Annotated in this window: 11 protein-coding genes; all 11 read right to left on the reverse strand. The window is 71.8% G+C overall.

The annotated features are described in order from the left end of the window. Positions 1-16: 16 nt before the first annotated feature. Entirely contained in the window at positions 17-1,405 is a 1,389-nt protein-coding gene (locus H9Y04_RS27770) for a DUF6177 family protein (protein ID WP_187816774.1), read from the reverse strand. A gap of 266 nt (positions 1,406-1,671) precedes the next feature. Then, entirely contained in the window at positions 1,672-5,646 is a 3,975-nt protein-coding gene (gene eccCa / locus H9Y04_RS27775) for a type VII secretion protein EccCa (RefSeq protein WP_187816775.1), read from the reverse strand. Positions 5,647-5,668: 22 nt separating this feature from the next. Then, complete coding sequence (locus H9Y04_RS27780) at positions 5,669-6,955, reverse strand: MinD/ParA family protein (RefSeq protein WP_187816812.1); 1,287 nt, start codon at positions 6,953-6,955, stop codon at positions 5,669-5,671. Between the two features lie 53 nt (positions 6,956-7,008). Beyond that, positions 7,009-8,361 carry a type VII secretion integral membrane protein EccD gene (eccD, locus tag H9Y04_RS27785; RefSeq protein WP_187816776.1) on the reverse strand — a complete coding sequence of 451 codons (1,353 nt, stop codon included), beginning with the start codon at positions 8,359-8,361 and terminating at the stop codon, positions 7,009-7,011. A gap of 13 nt (positions 8,362-8,374) precedes the next feature. After that, a complete protein-coding gene (locus tag H9Y04_RS27790; RefSeq protein WP_236071492.1) occupies positions 8,375-8,719 on the reverse strand; it encodes a DUF3007 family protein in 345 nt (114 codons plus the stop codon). Between the two features lie 33 nt (positions 8,720-8,752). Continuing rightward, positions 8,753-9,232 carry an HD domain-containing protein gene (locus H9Y04_RS27795; RefSeq protein ID WP_236071493.1) on the reverse strand — a complete coding sequence of 160 codons (480 nt, stop codon included), beginning with the start codon at positions 9,230-9,232 and terminating at the stop codon, positions 8,753-8,755. Positions 9,233-9,299: 67 nt separating this feature from the next. After that, complete coding sequence (locus tag H9Y04_RS27800) at positions 9,300-9,848, reverse strand: hypothetical protein (RefSeq protein WP_187816814.1); 549 nt, start codon at positions 9,846-9,848, stop codon at positions 9,300-9,302. Between the two features lie 103 nt (positions 9,849-9,951). Continuing rightward, the gene (locus H9Y04_RS27805; RefSeq protein WP_187816778.1) at positions 9,952-10,701 is read right to left on the reverse strand and encodes a DUF6508 domain-containing protein; all 750 of its coding nucleotides are present in this window, start codon (positions 10,699-10,701) and stop codon (positions 9,952-9,954) included. 31 nt (positions 10,702-10,732) lie between these two features. Continuing rightward, a complete protein-coding gene (locus H9Y04_RS27810; RefSeq protein WP_236071494.1) occupies positions 10,733-11,485 on the reverse strand; it encodes a hypothetical protein in 753 nt (250 codons plus the stop codon). Positions 11,486-11,605: 120 nt separating this feature from the next. Then, positions 11,606-12,001, reverse strand: coding sequence for a hypothetical protein (locus tag H9Y04_RS27815; RefSeq protein WP_187816779.1), 396 nt, complete (start codon positions 11,999-12,001; stop codon positions 11,606-11,608). A gap of 18 nt (positions 12,002-12,019) precedes the next feature. After that, a partial coding sequence (locus H9Y04_RS27820; protein ID WP_306660180.1) for an ADP-ribosyltransferase occupies positions 12,020-13,436 on the reverse strand: 1,417 nt, incomplete at its 5' end.

Genomic DNA, 13,436 nt, shown 5'->3' on the forward strand with positions numbered 1-13,436 from the left:
CCCACCGGACAGAGGCTCAGGCCCCCTTGAGGTGCCGCATCAGCTTTTCGAAGTCCGTCCAGCCCGCGAGGTCGGACGGGTCGCCCGGCAGCGGGTAGTACAGCGCGGGCCGGGTCGCCGGGCCAAGCTCCACGGGGGCCGCGGCCAGCGGGGTGCGGCGGGCGCGGTCGCCGGGCATCGCGCGGACCTCGTCGGCGCCGAGGGCGAAGCCGGCCGGTACGGCGGGTGCTTCGAAGTGCGGCGGTACGGCGAGGTCGCGGCGTGCCTTGCGGATCTGGACGAGCAGCGACTGCAGGTGGTGGCGGGTGGCCAGGGTCTCCGCGATCGCTGGCACCTTGTCGAGCGGCGGCTCCTCGTCCGCCCCGTAACCGGCGACGACGGTGATGTCCTCCTCGACCCCCGCCTTCGTACGGCTGACGCGCACCGTGGCGAAGAGCGCGTCGCCGACCGCGTACAGGAGCGTGGGCTCGGGGGCACGCTCGTACGCGAGGTCGGTCAACTGGCGCAGCGACCACGGGAGGTTGACCGGCTCGGCGGTGCCCCAGCCGGCCGGCGGGGCGCCGCGCAGCGCCTGGCAGACGGCTTCGAGCGCGCCGCCGAGCACCAGGCGGTCGTCGGCGGGGTGGATCGTGCGGAACTGCAGGGTGAGCTGGCGTTCGCCGGTGTCGGTGACGTCCTTGAACACCTCGGGCACGGGCGTCTGCCCGTCCTCGCCGGGGACCGGCTGGAACATGCCGCCCTGCCAGGCGAGCACCGCCCCGGAGAGCCCGTCGTAGTAGCCGCACTCCTCGTCGCGGACGACCCAGCGCGAGGGCCAGCCGTCGAGTGCGGCGCGCACGGCCGGGGTGAGGCGGGCGCCGGGCGGGGTGACGATCTGCAGACCGATGCCGGCGGCCGCGGCCGCGCCGACCGCGGTGGACAGCCAGGCCGTCATCGGGACGACGGGCCGGTCCTGGATGACGACGGCGGCCTTGTCGGTGAGGACGTCCACGGCGCCGCCCGCCGCGTCCGAAGTGGCGTGCACGCCTTCGGACTTGACCACGCCGAGCTCGCGTGCGGCTTCCGGCGGCCAGACCGCGCCGCCGACGAGGGAGGCGATACGGGAGACGTAGGCGGCCGCGAGCTGTTCGGCCTCGGCGACGCCGGTGGTGGCGCGGGCCTCGGTCCACCAGTACGGGGTGGCGGGCTCCTGCGCTCCGAGCAGGCGGGTTGCCTCGCCGGGGACCTGGACGAGGAGCGGGGCCTCCACGGAGACGAGCGGCCTCCCCTGCTCGTCGCAGAGCTGGACCACGGCGCCCTCGCCGGCGGCCTGCACCAGGTTGTCGGGGCCGCCGGCGAGCAGGCCCGCGAGGATGCTCAGGGGGTCGGGCATCTGCTGGGTGAGGGCGATGACGTCCTTGGTCATGGTGCGGTGGCTCGGCTTTCTGGTGGGGCTTGAGGTGGGCGCGGTGTCGGTGGGTGGCGGGTGCGGGTGCGTCTGGGCTCGGGTGGGTGGCGCCTGCGGCGGGCTTTTCTCCCCGCCCCGCCCCTTCCCGAAACCGGGGGCTTCGCCCCCGGGCCCCTGTTGCGGAGCCCCCAGGGTGGGTGGGACCGCGGGGCTTCGCCCCCTGCACCCCCGCATCCGCACTTCGTGCGGATCTGCTCAAACGCCGCAGGGGCTGGATTGCCGGATCACCCCGCATGCACCGTCTGGATCAAGCGCGACGCCTCGCCCCTGCGTACGAACACCCCACGCCCGGTGGGCTGTTGGGATGCGTACACGCCGGGGAAGAGCTGGCCCTCGCTGCGGTCGCCGGTCATCACCAGGGCCGACGAACCCGATTCGCGCAGGCCCTGCACCATCGGCTCGTACAGGCCGCGCGAGGCGCCCGCGACGCGGCGCGTGAGGACGAAGTGCAGGCCGATGTCGGCGGCCGAGGGGATGTAGGGGAGGAAAGGGGCCAAGGGCTGCTGCCCGGCCGTCGTCAGGACGTCGTAGTCGTCGACGAGGACGACGATCCGCGGGCCCGAGCCCCAGCTGCCGGGCTCCAGGTCCTCGGTGTCCTGGGCGTCGTCGGGCAGGCGCTTCTCCAGCTCGGTGGCGATGCCGGCCGAAAGTCCCGCCGCCAGCTTGGCGTTGTAGGCGTAGCCGCCGCGGTATTCCTCGGGGATCGCGCCGCGCAGCCCGCGCCGCGGGTCGTACACGGCGAAGACCAGCTCGTCCTCGGTGCAGCGCTCCATCAGACCCTCGGCGATCACGCGCAACAGATTGGTCTTGCCGCACTCGCTGTCGCCCATCACGATCAGGTGCTGGTCGTGCTGGAACAGGTCGAGCAGGACCGGCTTGAGCGCGGACTGGTCGAGGGCGATCGGGATCCGCTTCGGCTCGGCGGACGGGCCCGGCAGGAGTTCCTTTTCGAGTGCGTGCGGCAACACCCGTACGGGCTGGGCGACTTCACCCGTCCACGTGGCGCGCACCGTGCGGGCGGTGCGCTCGAGGACGGCGCCGAGCTCGGAGGTGTCGGACAGGGAGTCCGTACGGGGCAGCGCGACCTGCGCGAACAGCTTGGCGTCGGTGAGGACGCGCCCCGGCTCGTCCGGGGAGAGCGTCTCGGCGAGCTTGCGGTCGATGCTGGACTCGGACGGGTCGTTGAGCCGCAGCTCCACACGGGTGCCGAAAGTGGTCTGGGTGGCGATGCGCACGTCGTTCCAGCGGAGCATGCCGGCCACGACGTGGATGCCGTACCCGCCGCCGCGCTTGAGCAGATCGGTCACCGCGTCGTCGAGGTTGTCGAAGTCGTCGCGCAGCGCGCCGAAGCCGTCGATGAGCAACACGATCTCGGTGGAGGCGAGTTCGGGCAGGCGTCCGGCCGCGCGCAGATCGCGCAGCTGCTCCACGGAGTCGATGCCGTGTGCGCGGAACAGCTCCTCGCGCTGCTCCAGCATCGCCCGCACCTCGTCGACGGTGCGTGCGGCCCGCTCGCGGTCGGCGCGGCCCGCGACTCCGCCGACGTGCGGCAGACCGGACAGCGCCTGCAGTCCGCCGCCGACCAGGTCGAGTCCGTAGATGCCGACTTCCTGCGGGGTGTGCGTGAGCGCCAGGGACAGCGCGAGCGAGCGCAGCAGCGTGGTCTTGCCGGACTGGGGGCCGCCGATGACGGCCGCGTGGCCGCCCGCGACGGTGAGGTCGAGCACCCACTGGCCCTGCCACTGCTTGGTCGGGTCGTCGAGGATGCCGAGCGGGATCTGGAGAGGACCGCGGCGCTGCTTGAGCTGCATGCCGCGCGCGCCCACCTCCACCGGGCCCGCGACCTTGTCCAGCGCCACCGCTTCCGGCAGCGGCGGCAGCCAGATCTGGCGTACGGGATCGGTGGGGGCGTTCTCCAACTGTGCGACCAGGACGCCGAGTTCGGTGGGTCCGGTCTCGCGGCGGCGCATCTGCGGTTCGACGGGGCCTGAGCTCTCGGACGAGGCGAGCGTGTTGTACGCCTCGTAGGCGAGCGCGAGCGGTCCGCTGTCCTCCTCGTCGCGGGCGACGGGGCCGCGGTAGGCGCCGGAGACGTACGAGGCCTTGAACCGCTCGTACACCGACATGTCGACCTTGAGGTAGCCGAAGCCCGGCAGCGGCGGGAGGTGGAAGGCGTCCGGGGTGTCGAGCACGGTGCGGGACTCGTCGGCGGAGAAGGTGCGCAGGCCCAGGCGGTACGAGAGATACGTGTCCAGGCCCTTGAGCTTGCCGCCCTCGATGCGCTGCGACGACAGGAGCAGATGCACACCGATGGAGCGGCCGATGCGGCCGATCGACAGGAACAGGTCGATGAAGTCCGGCTTGGCGGTGAGGAGTTCACCGAACTCGTCGATGACGACGAACAGGTGCGGCAGCGGGTCGAGGTCCGGGCGCTTGGAGGCGCGCAGGGCCGCGTAGTCGCCGATGTCGGCGACGTTGCCCGCGTCCTTGAGGACCTGCTGGCGGCGCTTGACCTCGCCGGCGAGGGAGGCGTGCACGCGCTCGACGAGGCCCGCCTGGTTCTCCAGGTTGGTGATCACGCCGGCCACATGCGGAAGACCGGAGAAGGGGGCGAAGGTGGCGCCGCCCTTGTAGTCGACGAGGACGAGCGAGAGGTCCTCGGGCGGGTGCGTGGCGACGAGGGCGAGGACGAGCGTACGGAGCAGCTCGGACTTGCCGGAGCCGGTGGCGCCGACGCACAGGCCGTGCGGGCCCATGCCCAGCTCGGAGGACTCCTTGAGGTCGAGCAGGACCGGTTCGCGGGAGTCGCTGATGCCGATCGGGACGCGCAGGAAGGAGCGTTCGCCGCGCGGCGCCCAGAGCTTCTCCAGGTCGAGGTGCGCCACGTCGTCGATGCCGAGCAGCTCGGCGAAGTCCACGGGCCCGGACAGGGGCGCGTCGGCCATGGACTCGGCGGAGAGCCTGAGCGGCGCGAGCATCCGCGCGATGCCCTCGGCGCCCGGCACGGTGACCTCGTCCACGGTGCCGTGGGCGCTGATCGGCTCGGCCTCGCGCAGGTCCTCGATGACCACGCGGTCGCCGTCCACGGTGATCCGTACGGAGACCTGGCCGGGCTCCTGGACCCGCTCGGCGAGCAGATGCAGCACGGAGACGCCCATGTCGCGCAGGCCCACCGCGTCGTCGGGGCGCGGGAGTTCGGCCGCGTCCGCTCCGTAGCCGTCACTGACGACGAGCAGCCGCGAGTTCATGGACAGGGCGTCCCTGTTCGACAGGCCGCGGCGCACCTCGGCCGCGTAGGAGGCGCGGCGGCGCAGCTCGTGGCCGATCTGGCGGGCGAGTTGGGACGGCGAAGGAGCGATACGGCGGGCGGCGACGGGACCGTCGAACTGCTCGCTGTCGAGCAGATGCGGCAGCCACTTCGCCCACTCCCAGTCGGGCATCCGCTCCCCCGGCACCGCGAGCGCCATCGCCACGTCGTCAGGGGCGTGGGTGGCGGCGGCCTGGACGAGCAGCGCGCGGGCCACGCGCAGGGTGTCCTCGCGGGGGCCGACGATGCTGATGTTGCCGACGCGGTCGAGCGGGACGGTGAGCGGGAGTTCGGTGCCGGTGCGGAAGCGGTCCATCAGGGCGGACGCCTCGTTGAGCATGAACTTGTCGGGCGGCGTGAGCACCGACGACCCCTGCTGCTGGATCCTCAGATCCCGTACGGGCATCTCGCCGGTGCCGACCCGTACGCGCAGGAAGTCCCCGTCGGTGCGGCGCCGCTCCCACAGGCGGGCCGGATCGCGGACGATGTCGTAGAGCGCGGAGGGCGGCGGGTTGAGGATGCCGGCGCGTTCGCGGCGCTGCCGCTCCTCGCCGGAGAGCTCCTCGCGCAGCTCCTCCAGGTACTCCAGATACGCCTCGCGCTGGGTGCGGCGGGTGCGCTGGGCCTTGCCCTTCTGCGAGAAGACCAGGACCACCGAGCCGATGATGGTGACGATCAGGATGAGCGCGCCGATCGCGGCGAAGGCGCCGTTGCTGCGCAGGACCGTCATCATCACGACCGAGGACATGACGCCCGCGACCGGAAGCAGCGAGGTGGCGATGTTGCCGCCCTTGCCGTCGGGCAGGTTCGGCGGCGCCTCGATGACACGGGCCTCGCTCGGGGCCGGGGGCCGGGTGGTGCGGGCCGGGCGGTGGATCAGTCGGGTGCTCATCGGTCTTTTCCCGTACGTGAGGTCAGCGGCGCTTCTGCGACAGCTGGAACACCTCGGCGGCGAGGCGGGTCGCTGCGGTCCGGGTGGGCTGGGCGAGCAGTTCGGTGCGGATGGCGCCACCGGAGGCCAAGTGCCGGTCGTACGGGAGGACTTGGACGCCCGCGCCGGTGGACTTCAGCTTCTCGGTGGCCTTCGCGAGGTCGAGCCCGCTGTGCGGCACCATCTCGGTGAGCACCACGACGGTGCCCTCGATCATGTACTGCGGCAGGCCCTGCATCCACTGCAGTACGGAGTACGTGGACGTGACGCCTTCGAGCGTCGCGGGCGCGACCAGGATCCGGGCCTGGGCCGCGGACAGGGCGGTGCGGGCCACCTCGGCGGGCAGCGTCTCGCAGTCCACGACCGTGATCCCGAAGTAGCGGCGCAGCGAGACCATGACCTTCTCGTACGCCTTGAGGTCGAGCATCGCGCCGATCTGGCCCTGACTGCCGGGGAGCAGCCAGGCGTTGTCGGGGAGCTGGACCAGGTAGCCGGTGACGTCGAGCAGGGACATCTGCGGGACGACGATCGAGGCGAGGTCGCCCGTGGTCCAGCGCAGTGCCTCGGCGCCGACGCGCAGCGGCAGGGTGCCGAGCGCGGGGTCGGCCTCGACGAGCAGCACTGGGTCGTGGCGGTAGTGCGCGTACGTGGTGCCGAGCAGCGCGGAGACCGTGGACTTGCCCGCGCCGCCGCGGATCGAGGTGACGGCGATCTGGCGGCCGGTGGTGACCGGGGCCTGGAGCAGCTCGCCGAGGCGCTTGGCGTCGGCGACTTCCTTCGCGGCGCTCGAAGAAACCGTCCTGCGTACGGCGCGCAGGGCGCGGGTCGCGAACGGTTCGCCGTGCCGCGGCTTGCGCCGGGCGGCGGCGAGCTCGCGGTCGAGGACCGGGCGGGAGTCGGGGGTGTGGGCGGGGCCCTGGGTGTACGGGGAGCGGGGCGGCTCGGGGTGCGGGTGCTGAGCGGGGGGCGTGGGCTGGGCCTGGGAGGGGACGGAGGGCTGTGCCTGGCCGTGGGCGAGTGGCTGAGCCACTCCGTGGACCGGTGGCTGAGCCTCTCCCTGGCCAAGTGGCTGAGCCACTGGCTGGGCGAGTGGCTGAGCCACTCCGTGGACCGGTGGCTGAGCCACCGGAGCGGGAGCCGGACCCGGAGCCGCGGCCTGCGACGCCTGGGACCCCGACGCCGCCTGACCCCCCGTGCCGCCCGTGCCGCCACCCGTACCGCCCGTCAGGTCGCGCAGCACATCGCCCTGCCAGTTGCCGCCGTTCGGCATCTCCGTGCTCACTTCCCTACGCCCCGTTCCCCTGAATGTCTCTGCGGCCTTGGTCAGAACTTGTCGAGCAGCTGCCCGTAGACACCGAACGCGCCCACCGCGAGCGGGAAGAGCCCGATCACGCCGATGGACTCGATCAGATCGGCGATCCTGCGCAGCCGGACCACCACATGCTCGGGCGGCTGCACGGCGAGCACGAGCAGCGGAAGCAGGGCCGCCGCGCACAGCACGGCGAGCGGCCCGAAGCCGTCGGCGTGCTGCATCCACAGCATCACCAGGCGTACGAGGAGGAAGCCGGCCGCCGCGAACAGTGCGACGACCTCCGCCACCAGCGGAAAGGCCCTGGCTCGCGAGAGCAGCACCACCGCGGTGAGCGAGCTGAGCAGCACGGTCCACACGGTGGGCGGCGCCATGGTGAGCAGGAAACCGGCCGCCGCGGCCGAGAGCGCCGTGACGATCGTGGCGAGCGCGAGTCCGCGGTGGGTGGCGGCGAGCGCGCCGGCCACCTGGTGGCGGCTGACGGAGGCGCCGCCTGAGCGGCGGCCGTCGAGGCCGGTGAGACCTGAGGCCATCAGCGCGAGCCGCGGCAGCATGCCGAGCAGGATCACGGACAGGACGGCCATCACGGCACCGAGGCGGGCCGGGTCGTCCTGGGCGGCGGCGGCCACTTCCCAGATCAGCGTGAACGCGCCCGTGGCGGCCGCGCCGATCAGACCGCCGCGGCCGAGCGGCGAGAAGAAGCCGAGAAGGAGCTGGGTCAGGACGAGCGCACCGCCGACCGCCGCCGTACGCACCTGTCCGGACCAGGCGTGGGCGTCGGCCGCGGTCCAAGCCGCGAGCAGCCCGAGCACTCCCGAGGTGAGCAGGAGCGCGGTGGCCAGGCCCCGGTTGCCCGAGCCGATCTTCGCGACGAGCGCGCCCGCGGCGGCCAGGACGAGGGTGACCACGACGAGCGCGGTCGCGACGGAGGCCGGAGCGAACTCGCTGCGCGCGAGCAGCGCGGCGATCACGGAGAAGAGGACGGTGGCGACCCCGGCGCCGGCCCGGCGCGCGGCCGGCCGCCAGCGCCAGGCGCGCAGATCGAGGTCGTCGGCGACCTCGTCCGTCACGTCGTGCACGACGGGTGCCGGGGGCGCCGCGTGGGCCCGTACGAGACGAAGCACCGCACCGTCGGCGACCTCGGCCGAGGAGAGGGTGCTCTCGTGCGGCAGGACGGCACCGTCGGAGGTGATCAGCTGCCGGGTCATCGGGCGCGCGGCGGCCCGGTCGTCGAGCAACTGCAGGATGTCGGGGAGCAGTTGCCCTATGGGCGTGTCCGACGGCAGAACGATGTCCGCCCGCCGACGCTCGCCGACGAGGGTCACTCGGCTCAGTTGCGCTCGGGAACTCGTTGCAGTGCTCACCACTTACCGGAACCTATCATCGCGAAGTCGAGGCGGACGGTGGGCTATTAATGCCGGAATGACCGATATATACAGCTGAATCCCAGGGGTGCCGGAGGGCGTCGTGGCCGACGAGCTTCTCCTGCTTCTGCCGCTGTTCGCGCTGCTCGTCCTTCTGTTTCTCAAGCATGTTCTGCACGAAGGACCAGCCGACACAGCCCGCACAGAGGACGGCCGCGATCGCGATCCCCGCGAACACCTTGCCGAGCCGTTCGTCGGCGCTGCGCCGTGCGCGCTGCGCGCCGAAGAGCAGGGCGTCGCGCAGCCGCCGCCGGCGTACCGACACCGACTCGAGCAACTGGCTGTCGTAATCCCGCGCCATGACTCTCTTCGCCTCTGTGGTCCTCGTGAGCGGTCAGTCGCCCTCGGCGAGCCCGAGGAGCTCCCGCATCCTCGCGTACTTGCGCGCTAGCCGCTCCTGGGTCGGCTGATCCAGAACGGCCCTGCGCACCGGATCGGAATTGTGCGCGAGGTCGGCCGTCTTGACGAGCCGCGCTCCCGGGGTCGCGAGGATACGCGCCGCGTACGCCTCCGCGTCCTCGCCCTCCCGTTTGGTGAGCGCGCGGACGATGGCCTTCGTGGTGGGGGCGAGCGCGGCCGACTCCAGCCACTGCTCGCTGAGCGCGTGGTCCTCGATCGCGTCGTGCAGCCAGGCGGCGGCGATCTGCTCGTCGCTGCCGCCGCGGGCCCGGGTCCCGTCGGCGACGGCCTGCAGATGTTCCGCGTAGGGCCGCCCGGCCTTGTCGGTCTGCGCGGCGTGCGCACGACGGGCCACGGCCTCGACCTCGTCGAGGCTCATGAACGACTGCGACTGCACGTGCGGCTCGTCCGGCATGGCGTTCCCCCTTGGCTTTGCCTCCGCAACATAAAGCATGGGTGAGGGAGAGGTACAGCTCGGCCGGTCAGCCCGCCAGCGGATCCCCGAGGAACACTCCGGAAATCACCACGAAAGCGAACCAAAGCAGTGGAATCAGGGCGACATACGACAACGGCCGCTTGTGCAGGGGTACACCGGCCGGCATCTGCGGCCCGTGCTGCCCGGGCGCGGGCGGCTGCAGCGCCTTGATCTTGCGCCGGGTGAAGAGGTTCCAGAGCAGAGTGAAGGGGGTGAGCAGCACCAGCGAGAACGGGCTCCACCAGCCCTGCCACAGCGTCTTCCCGGTCATCTCGCGATAGACGGCCTCACCGCAGGTGGCACACATCGGACCGTCGAGCTTCTGGAAACGCATGAGGATGAGCAGGCCCTGGTGCGCACGGAAGGTCACGCGCTCGGCGGGCACCGCTCCGCAGAACCGGCAACCGGCGGGCCCGGCCTGCCGATTCGCGAGATCCCACTGCGGGTTCCCCCACTGCCCCTGGGGCGGGATGCCTTGCTGGGCGTACGGGTTCTGCTGGGCGTACGGGTTCTGCTGGGCATACGGGTTCTGCTGCTGCGGCGGTGGAGTGGTCACCGGGTCCCCCTGCTTGGTGCTTGGTGTTGCGCGGCGCCTCACGCATGGCGCCCGATCGTTCGCAGGAGTATGCCTATCAGCCCGCAAGTTGCTTGTGCAACGCCTACTTGCCGGTACCCGAGTACCACGCGAGCAGCGACGCGGCCACCGCGTCGAGCAGCCCGTCCCGGGCGGCCTGCGCGATCGTGCCGTCGCTGAACCGCTCCCCGCGAACGATCGCCGTGGCCGCGCGCACGGCGTCCGCGGGCGGGAGTTGGCCGTCGGCGCCGGCCTCGGGCATGCGGTGGTCCATCCAGAAGTGGGCGGGGGTGACCGCGCCGACCCCGACGAGGGCGGACGTCAGCCGCATCAGCGGACGGCTGTAGTCCGGGTAACCGATCCGCATCACGCCGCCCGGCTGCTCCCCCGCGCCCTTCCACGCGACTGCGCGGTCCTCGGGCGTGAGCGCGGCCGCGGCGTCCGCCAACTCCCGCCAGACGGAAGGGTCTTCGCGCTTGAGCTGCCCGAGGAGCAACCGATCCTCCGGATCCGGCTGTACGGCGAGTTCGTGGACCTCGCGCAGACTCGCGGCGTTCGTCAGGGACACCTCCACGAGCCGGTTGTCGTACACGGTGTCCGCCTTGAACAGCTCGGCGAGCGCGTCGGTGGGCGCGAGCCCACGCGCCTCGGCGCCGTCCAGCTTCGCCATCCAGAAGTCGCCCCTGCGCGCGGCCTCGCCCCCACGCTCGGCCCGCCCGACCCAACCGGCGGCCCGGTCCGCGTCGTCGAACCAGAGGTATCCCTGGACCGTGCCCTTCTTGTCGGTGACGGTGACGTATGCGACGGGCTTGTAAGTGGGAGACGCGTAGGGCATGGCAGGTGTCTCCGTTAGCGGGGCCTGTGTCTCACCGTTCGGTGAGACAGCGGCGGACGTGGTCGTCGCCGACGACTGCGAGGTACTCGCCGAAGGCGGTGGCTTCCGGTGTGGCGGACCGGTGGACGATCGCCGTCGCGTGTACGAGGGCGCGCGGCGAGGGGGCCACCGCGAGCACGTCGTGCGCGAGCCGCACGGCGAGCGGGCCGTCCATGGCGGCCAACGAGGCGGCCAGGTCGATGAGTTGGGTGGCGAGATCGAATCGGGCGCGGCCGATCGCCGCCGATCCTCGGGTGATGGTCTCCACGATGTCGGGCAGGACCTCCCGCACGGTCGCCGCGTCCAGGGAGTCGGCCAACTGCTCGTCGAAGTACTCGGTGTCCGCGATGCTCACCAGGGCACGGAAGCACTCGGTGCGGCGGCCGGATGTGCTCTTCTCGTCGGCGAGGTCTTCGCTGTCGTACACCGCACGGGACAGCTGGGCGAAGGTGTTGTCGACGGAGAACTTCCGGTCGATGAGACAGCCGTACCAGGGCGCGCGCTGCGGGTCCGCAGCGGCCTCGAGCACCGCGTCGAAGCCCGCGGGCTCGGCCCAGGTGGTCAGAGCGGCACAAGCCGCGAGCCGGTGCCAGTCGCGGGCGGCGGTGTCGTTCATGAGCGCGATCAGCCCCGGCACGCGCTCCCGGTGCCGGGGGTCGTCGAGCCCGCCGTAGATCACCTCTTCGAGGTCGTCGTTCGGGTTCCCGGCGAAGTCGGTGCCGAGCAGATCGTCGAATCCGCTCATGAGGACGGCCGCGCGACGTCGATGGCGGGGGCCTCGAGGGTCATGTGCGGGCCTCGGCGGCGAGGGTCTTGAGGGCCGCGCGGGCTGGGGCCTGTTCCGGCTCTGCGCCGCCGTCGGCCATTACTTCGCCGCGAGTTCCTTGAGCGCGGTCAGCGAGGGGGACTCCGACAAGGAGCCGGCCTGTACGCAGCTGCTGGCGGAGGGGTCCGAGTCACGGATCATCTCCGCGAGGGCAGCAGTCGGGGCCAGGCCCCTGGCCTTGGCCTCATGCAGCTTCGTGGCCCAGATGAAGCCCAGGTTGAAGGCTTCGTCCCCGCCCGCAGGACGTACGGTCCAGCCCGCGGCGTCATCCTCGTCGTTGGCCCAGACGTAGCCGATGACAGCACCTGCGGCGTTCACGATGACTACGTACTGGACCGGCTTGTCCGTGCGTCGGGCGTAACGCGGCGGACCGTCCACCTGGTTGAAGTGGAGGTCCTCGGTCATGCGCGGCGAGACGCGTCGTTCGTTGCTCATGCGTAGTGCCTCTCTCCGCTATTTCCTGGGCAGGACTTCGCCGTAGACCTGCACCTGGCCATTCTCCACGAACACGCGGGTCACCCGGTATTCCGTGCCCCGGCCAAGGAGCAGCTCCCGCTCACCCATGCCGAACTCGCTGGCCTTCTCGACCCACAGCGCCGGGGTGCCCTCGGGCACCCGCAGGTGCAGGACCGCATCCATGTCCTTGAAGGCGTCGACCGGGTGGTTGCCCAGGGAGGTGGACATGTAGGCCGGGTCGCCATACGTGTTGCCCAGCATGTCGTACGGCGAGTCGAGGTCGAGGTGCCCGATGCCGGTGCCGCGGACGACCATGACGTCCTCAGGGACGGGCCGGCCGGCGAGCGCCGCGTCCGTCTCGGCGATGTTGCGCTGCACGTAGGGCGTGTCCATGGCGTCGTTGCCGCGGAGGTAGCCGTTCATCTCCTTGTACGTCGCCCAGCCCTCGGACGTGGGCGGCGGCTGGTTCTTGCCGTGCTCGAGCGTGTAGTCGTGAACGGCGTCGAACTGAGAGCTCGGCAGGTTCTCGGTGTAGTGATTCCAGTACGCCTGGCCGTACTTGATCGCTTCGGCGTCGTTGAGGAACGGAGCCGTCCCCTCGCTGAGTTCGGCGAGGGCGACCTTGTGCTTCTCCGCCGTGGAGAGGTTCTGCCATTCGTCCGGGGTGACGTGCGGCGTGTACTTGTACTCGTCAGCCGCGCCGCCGGTCCCCGGAGCATCCGTACCGTGGCCGGCCGGCGCTCCCGCCTCATCGGCGCCATGAACGGCATCGTCCACCACCCCGCCGAACGCCGGATCCGTCGCGTGGACCGCGTCGTCGCCGTGACCGACCCCGTCGTCCCCGTGCGAGGCACCATCGTCGCCGTGAGCGGCCGCGTCGTCAGCAACGTGCGCGCCGTCGTCGGCATGCGACGCCGGACCCGTCGGCGGGCCGTCGGAGCCGTGCGGGCCCGCGGGCGGGAGGTCGTGGCCGGCTGAGGACGGGCCGGGGATCGCGTTGTCCGCCGAGCCCGTCGCCGGGAATGAGTCGCCCGCGTGTACGCCCGCAAGGACCGGCTGCTGCACCGACGTCGACGCCGGGACCGTCTCCGCCTTGACCGGGGTCGGGTCCACCGCTCCGTTCGGGGAGAGCAGTGAGCCGTCCGGCTCCAGGACGCGGCCGTCGGGCAGCGCGACCGAGTTGTGCGAGACCGTGGTCCAGCCCTCGGGAAGCTTCAGCGCTCCGGTCGGCGTGGTGACCGCGTCTTCCGGAATCGCCGCGCCCTCGGGGAGCGTGAACGAGCCGTCGGGCATACGGAGGGAGCCCTCGGGCAGCCGGACCATGGTGTCGGGCAGCGGCGGGATGTCGAGGGTGCCCACACCCTTGAGCCCCGCCATCACGTCACCCAGCTTCGACAGGCCCGCGCCCGCCCCC

The organism is Streptomyces polyasparticus (assembly GCF_014493765.1).
Lineage (GTDB): Bacteria > Actinomycetota > Actinomycetes > Streptomycetales > Streptomycetaceae > Streptomyces > Streptomyces polyasparticus.

Excerpts from the sequence above, each read along its gene's own strand:
- H9Y04_RS27770 (WP_187816774.1), bottom strand. The coding sequence starts at position 1,405 with ATGACCAAGGACGTCATCGCCCTCACCCAGCAGATGCCCGACCCCCTG.
- eccCa (WP_187816775.1), bottom strand. The coding sequence starts at position 5,646 with ATGAGCACCCGACTGATCCACCGCCCGGCCCGCACCACCCGGCCCCCG.
- H9Y04_RS27780 (WP_187816812.1), bottom strand. The coding sequence starts at position 6,955 with ATGCCGAACGGCGGCAACTGGCAGGGCGATGTGCTGCGCGACCTGACG.
- H9Y04_RS27790 (WP_236071492.1), bottom strand. The coding sequence starts at position 8,719 with ATGGCGCGGGATTACGACAGCCAGTTGCTCGAGTCGGTGTCGGTACGC.
- H9Y04_RS27795 (WP_236071493.1), bottom strand. The coding sequence starts at position 9,232 with ATGCCGGACGAGCCGCACGTGCAGTCGCAGTCGTTCATGAGCCTCGAC.
- H9Y04_RS27805 (WP_187816778.1), bottom strand. The coding sequence starts at position 10,701 with ATGCCCTACGCGTCTCCCACTTACAAGCCCGTCGCATACGTCACCGTC.
- H9Y04_RS27810 (WP_236071494.1), bottom strand. The coding sequence starts at position 11,485 with ATGAGCGGATTCGACGATCTGCTCGGCACCGACTTCGCCGGGAACCCG.
- H9Y04_RS27815 (WP_187816779.1), bottom strand. The coding sequence starts at position 12,001 with ATGAGCAACGAACGACGCGTCTCGCCGCGCATGACCGAGGACCTCCAC.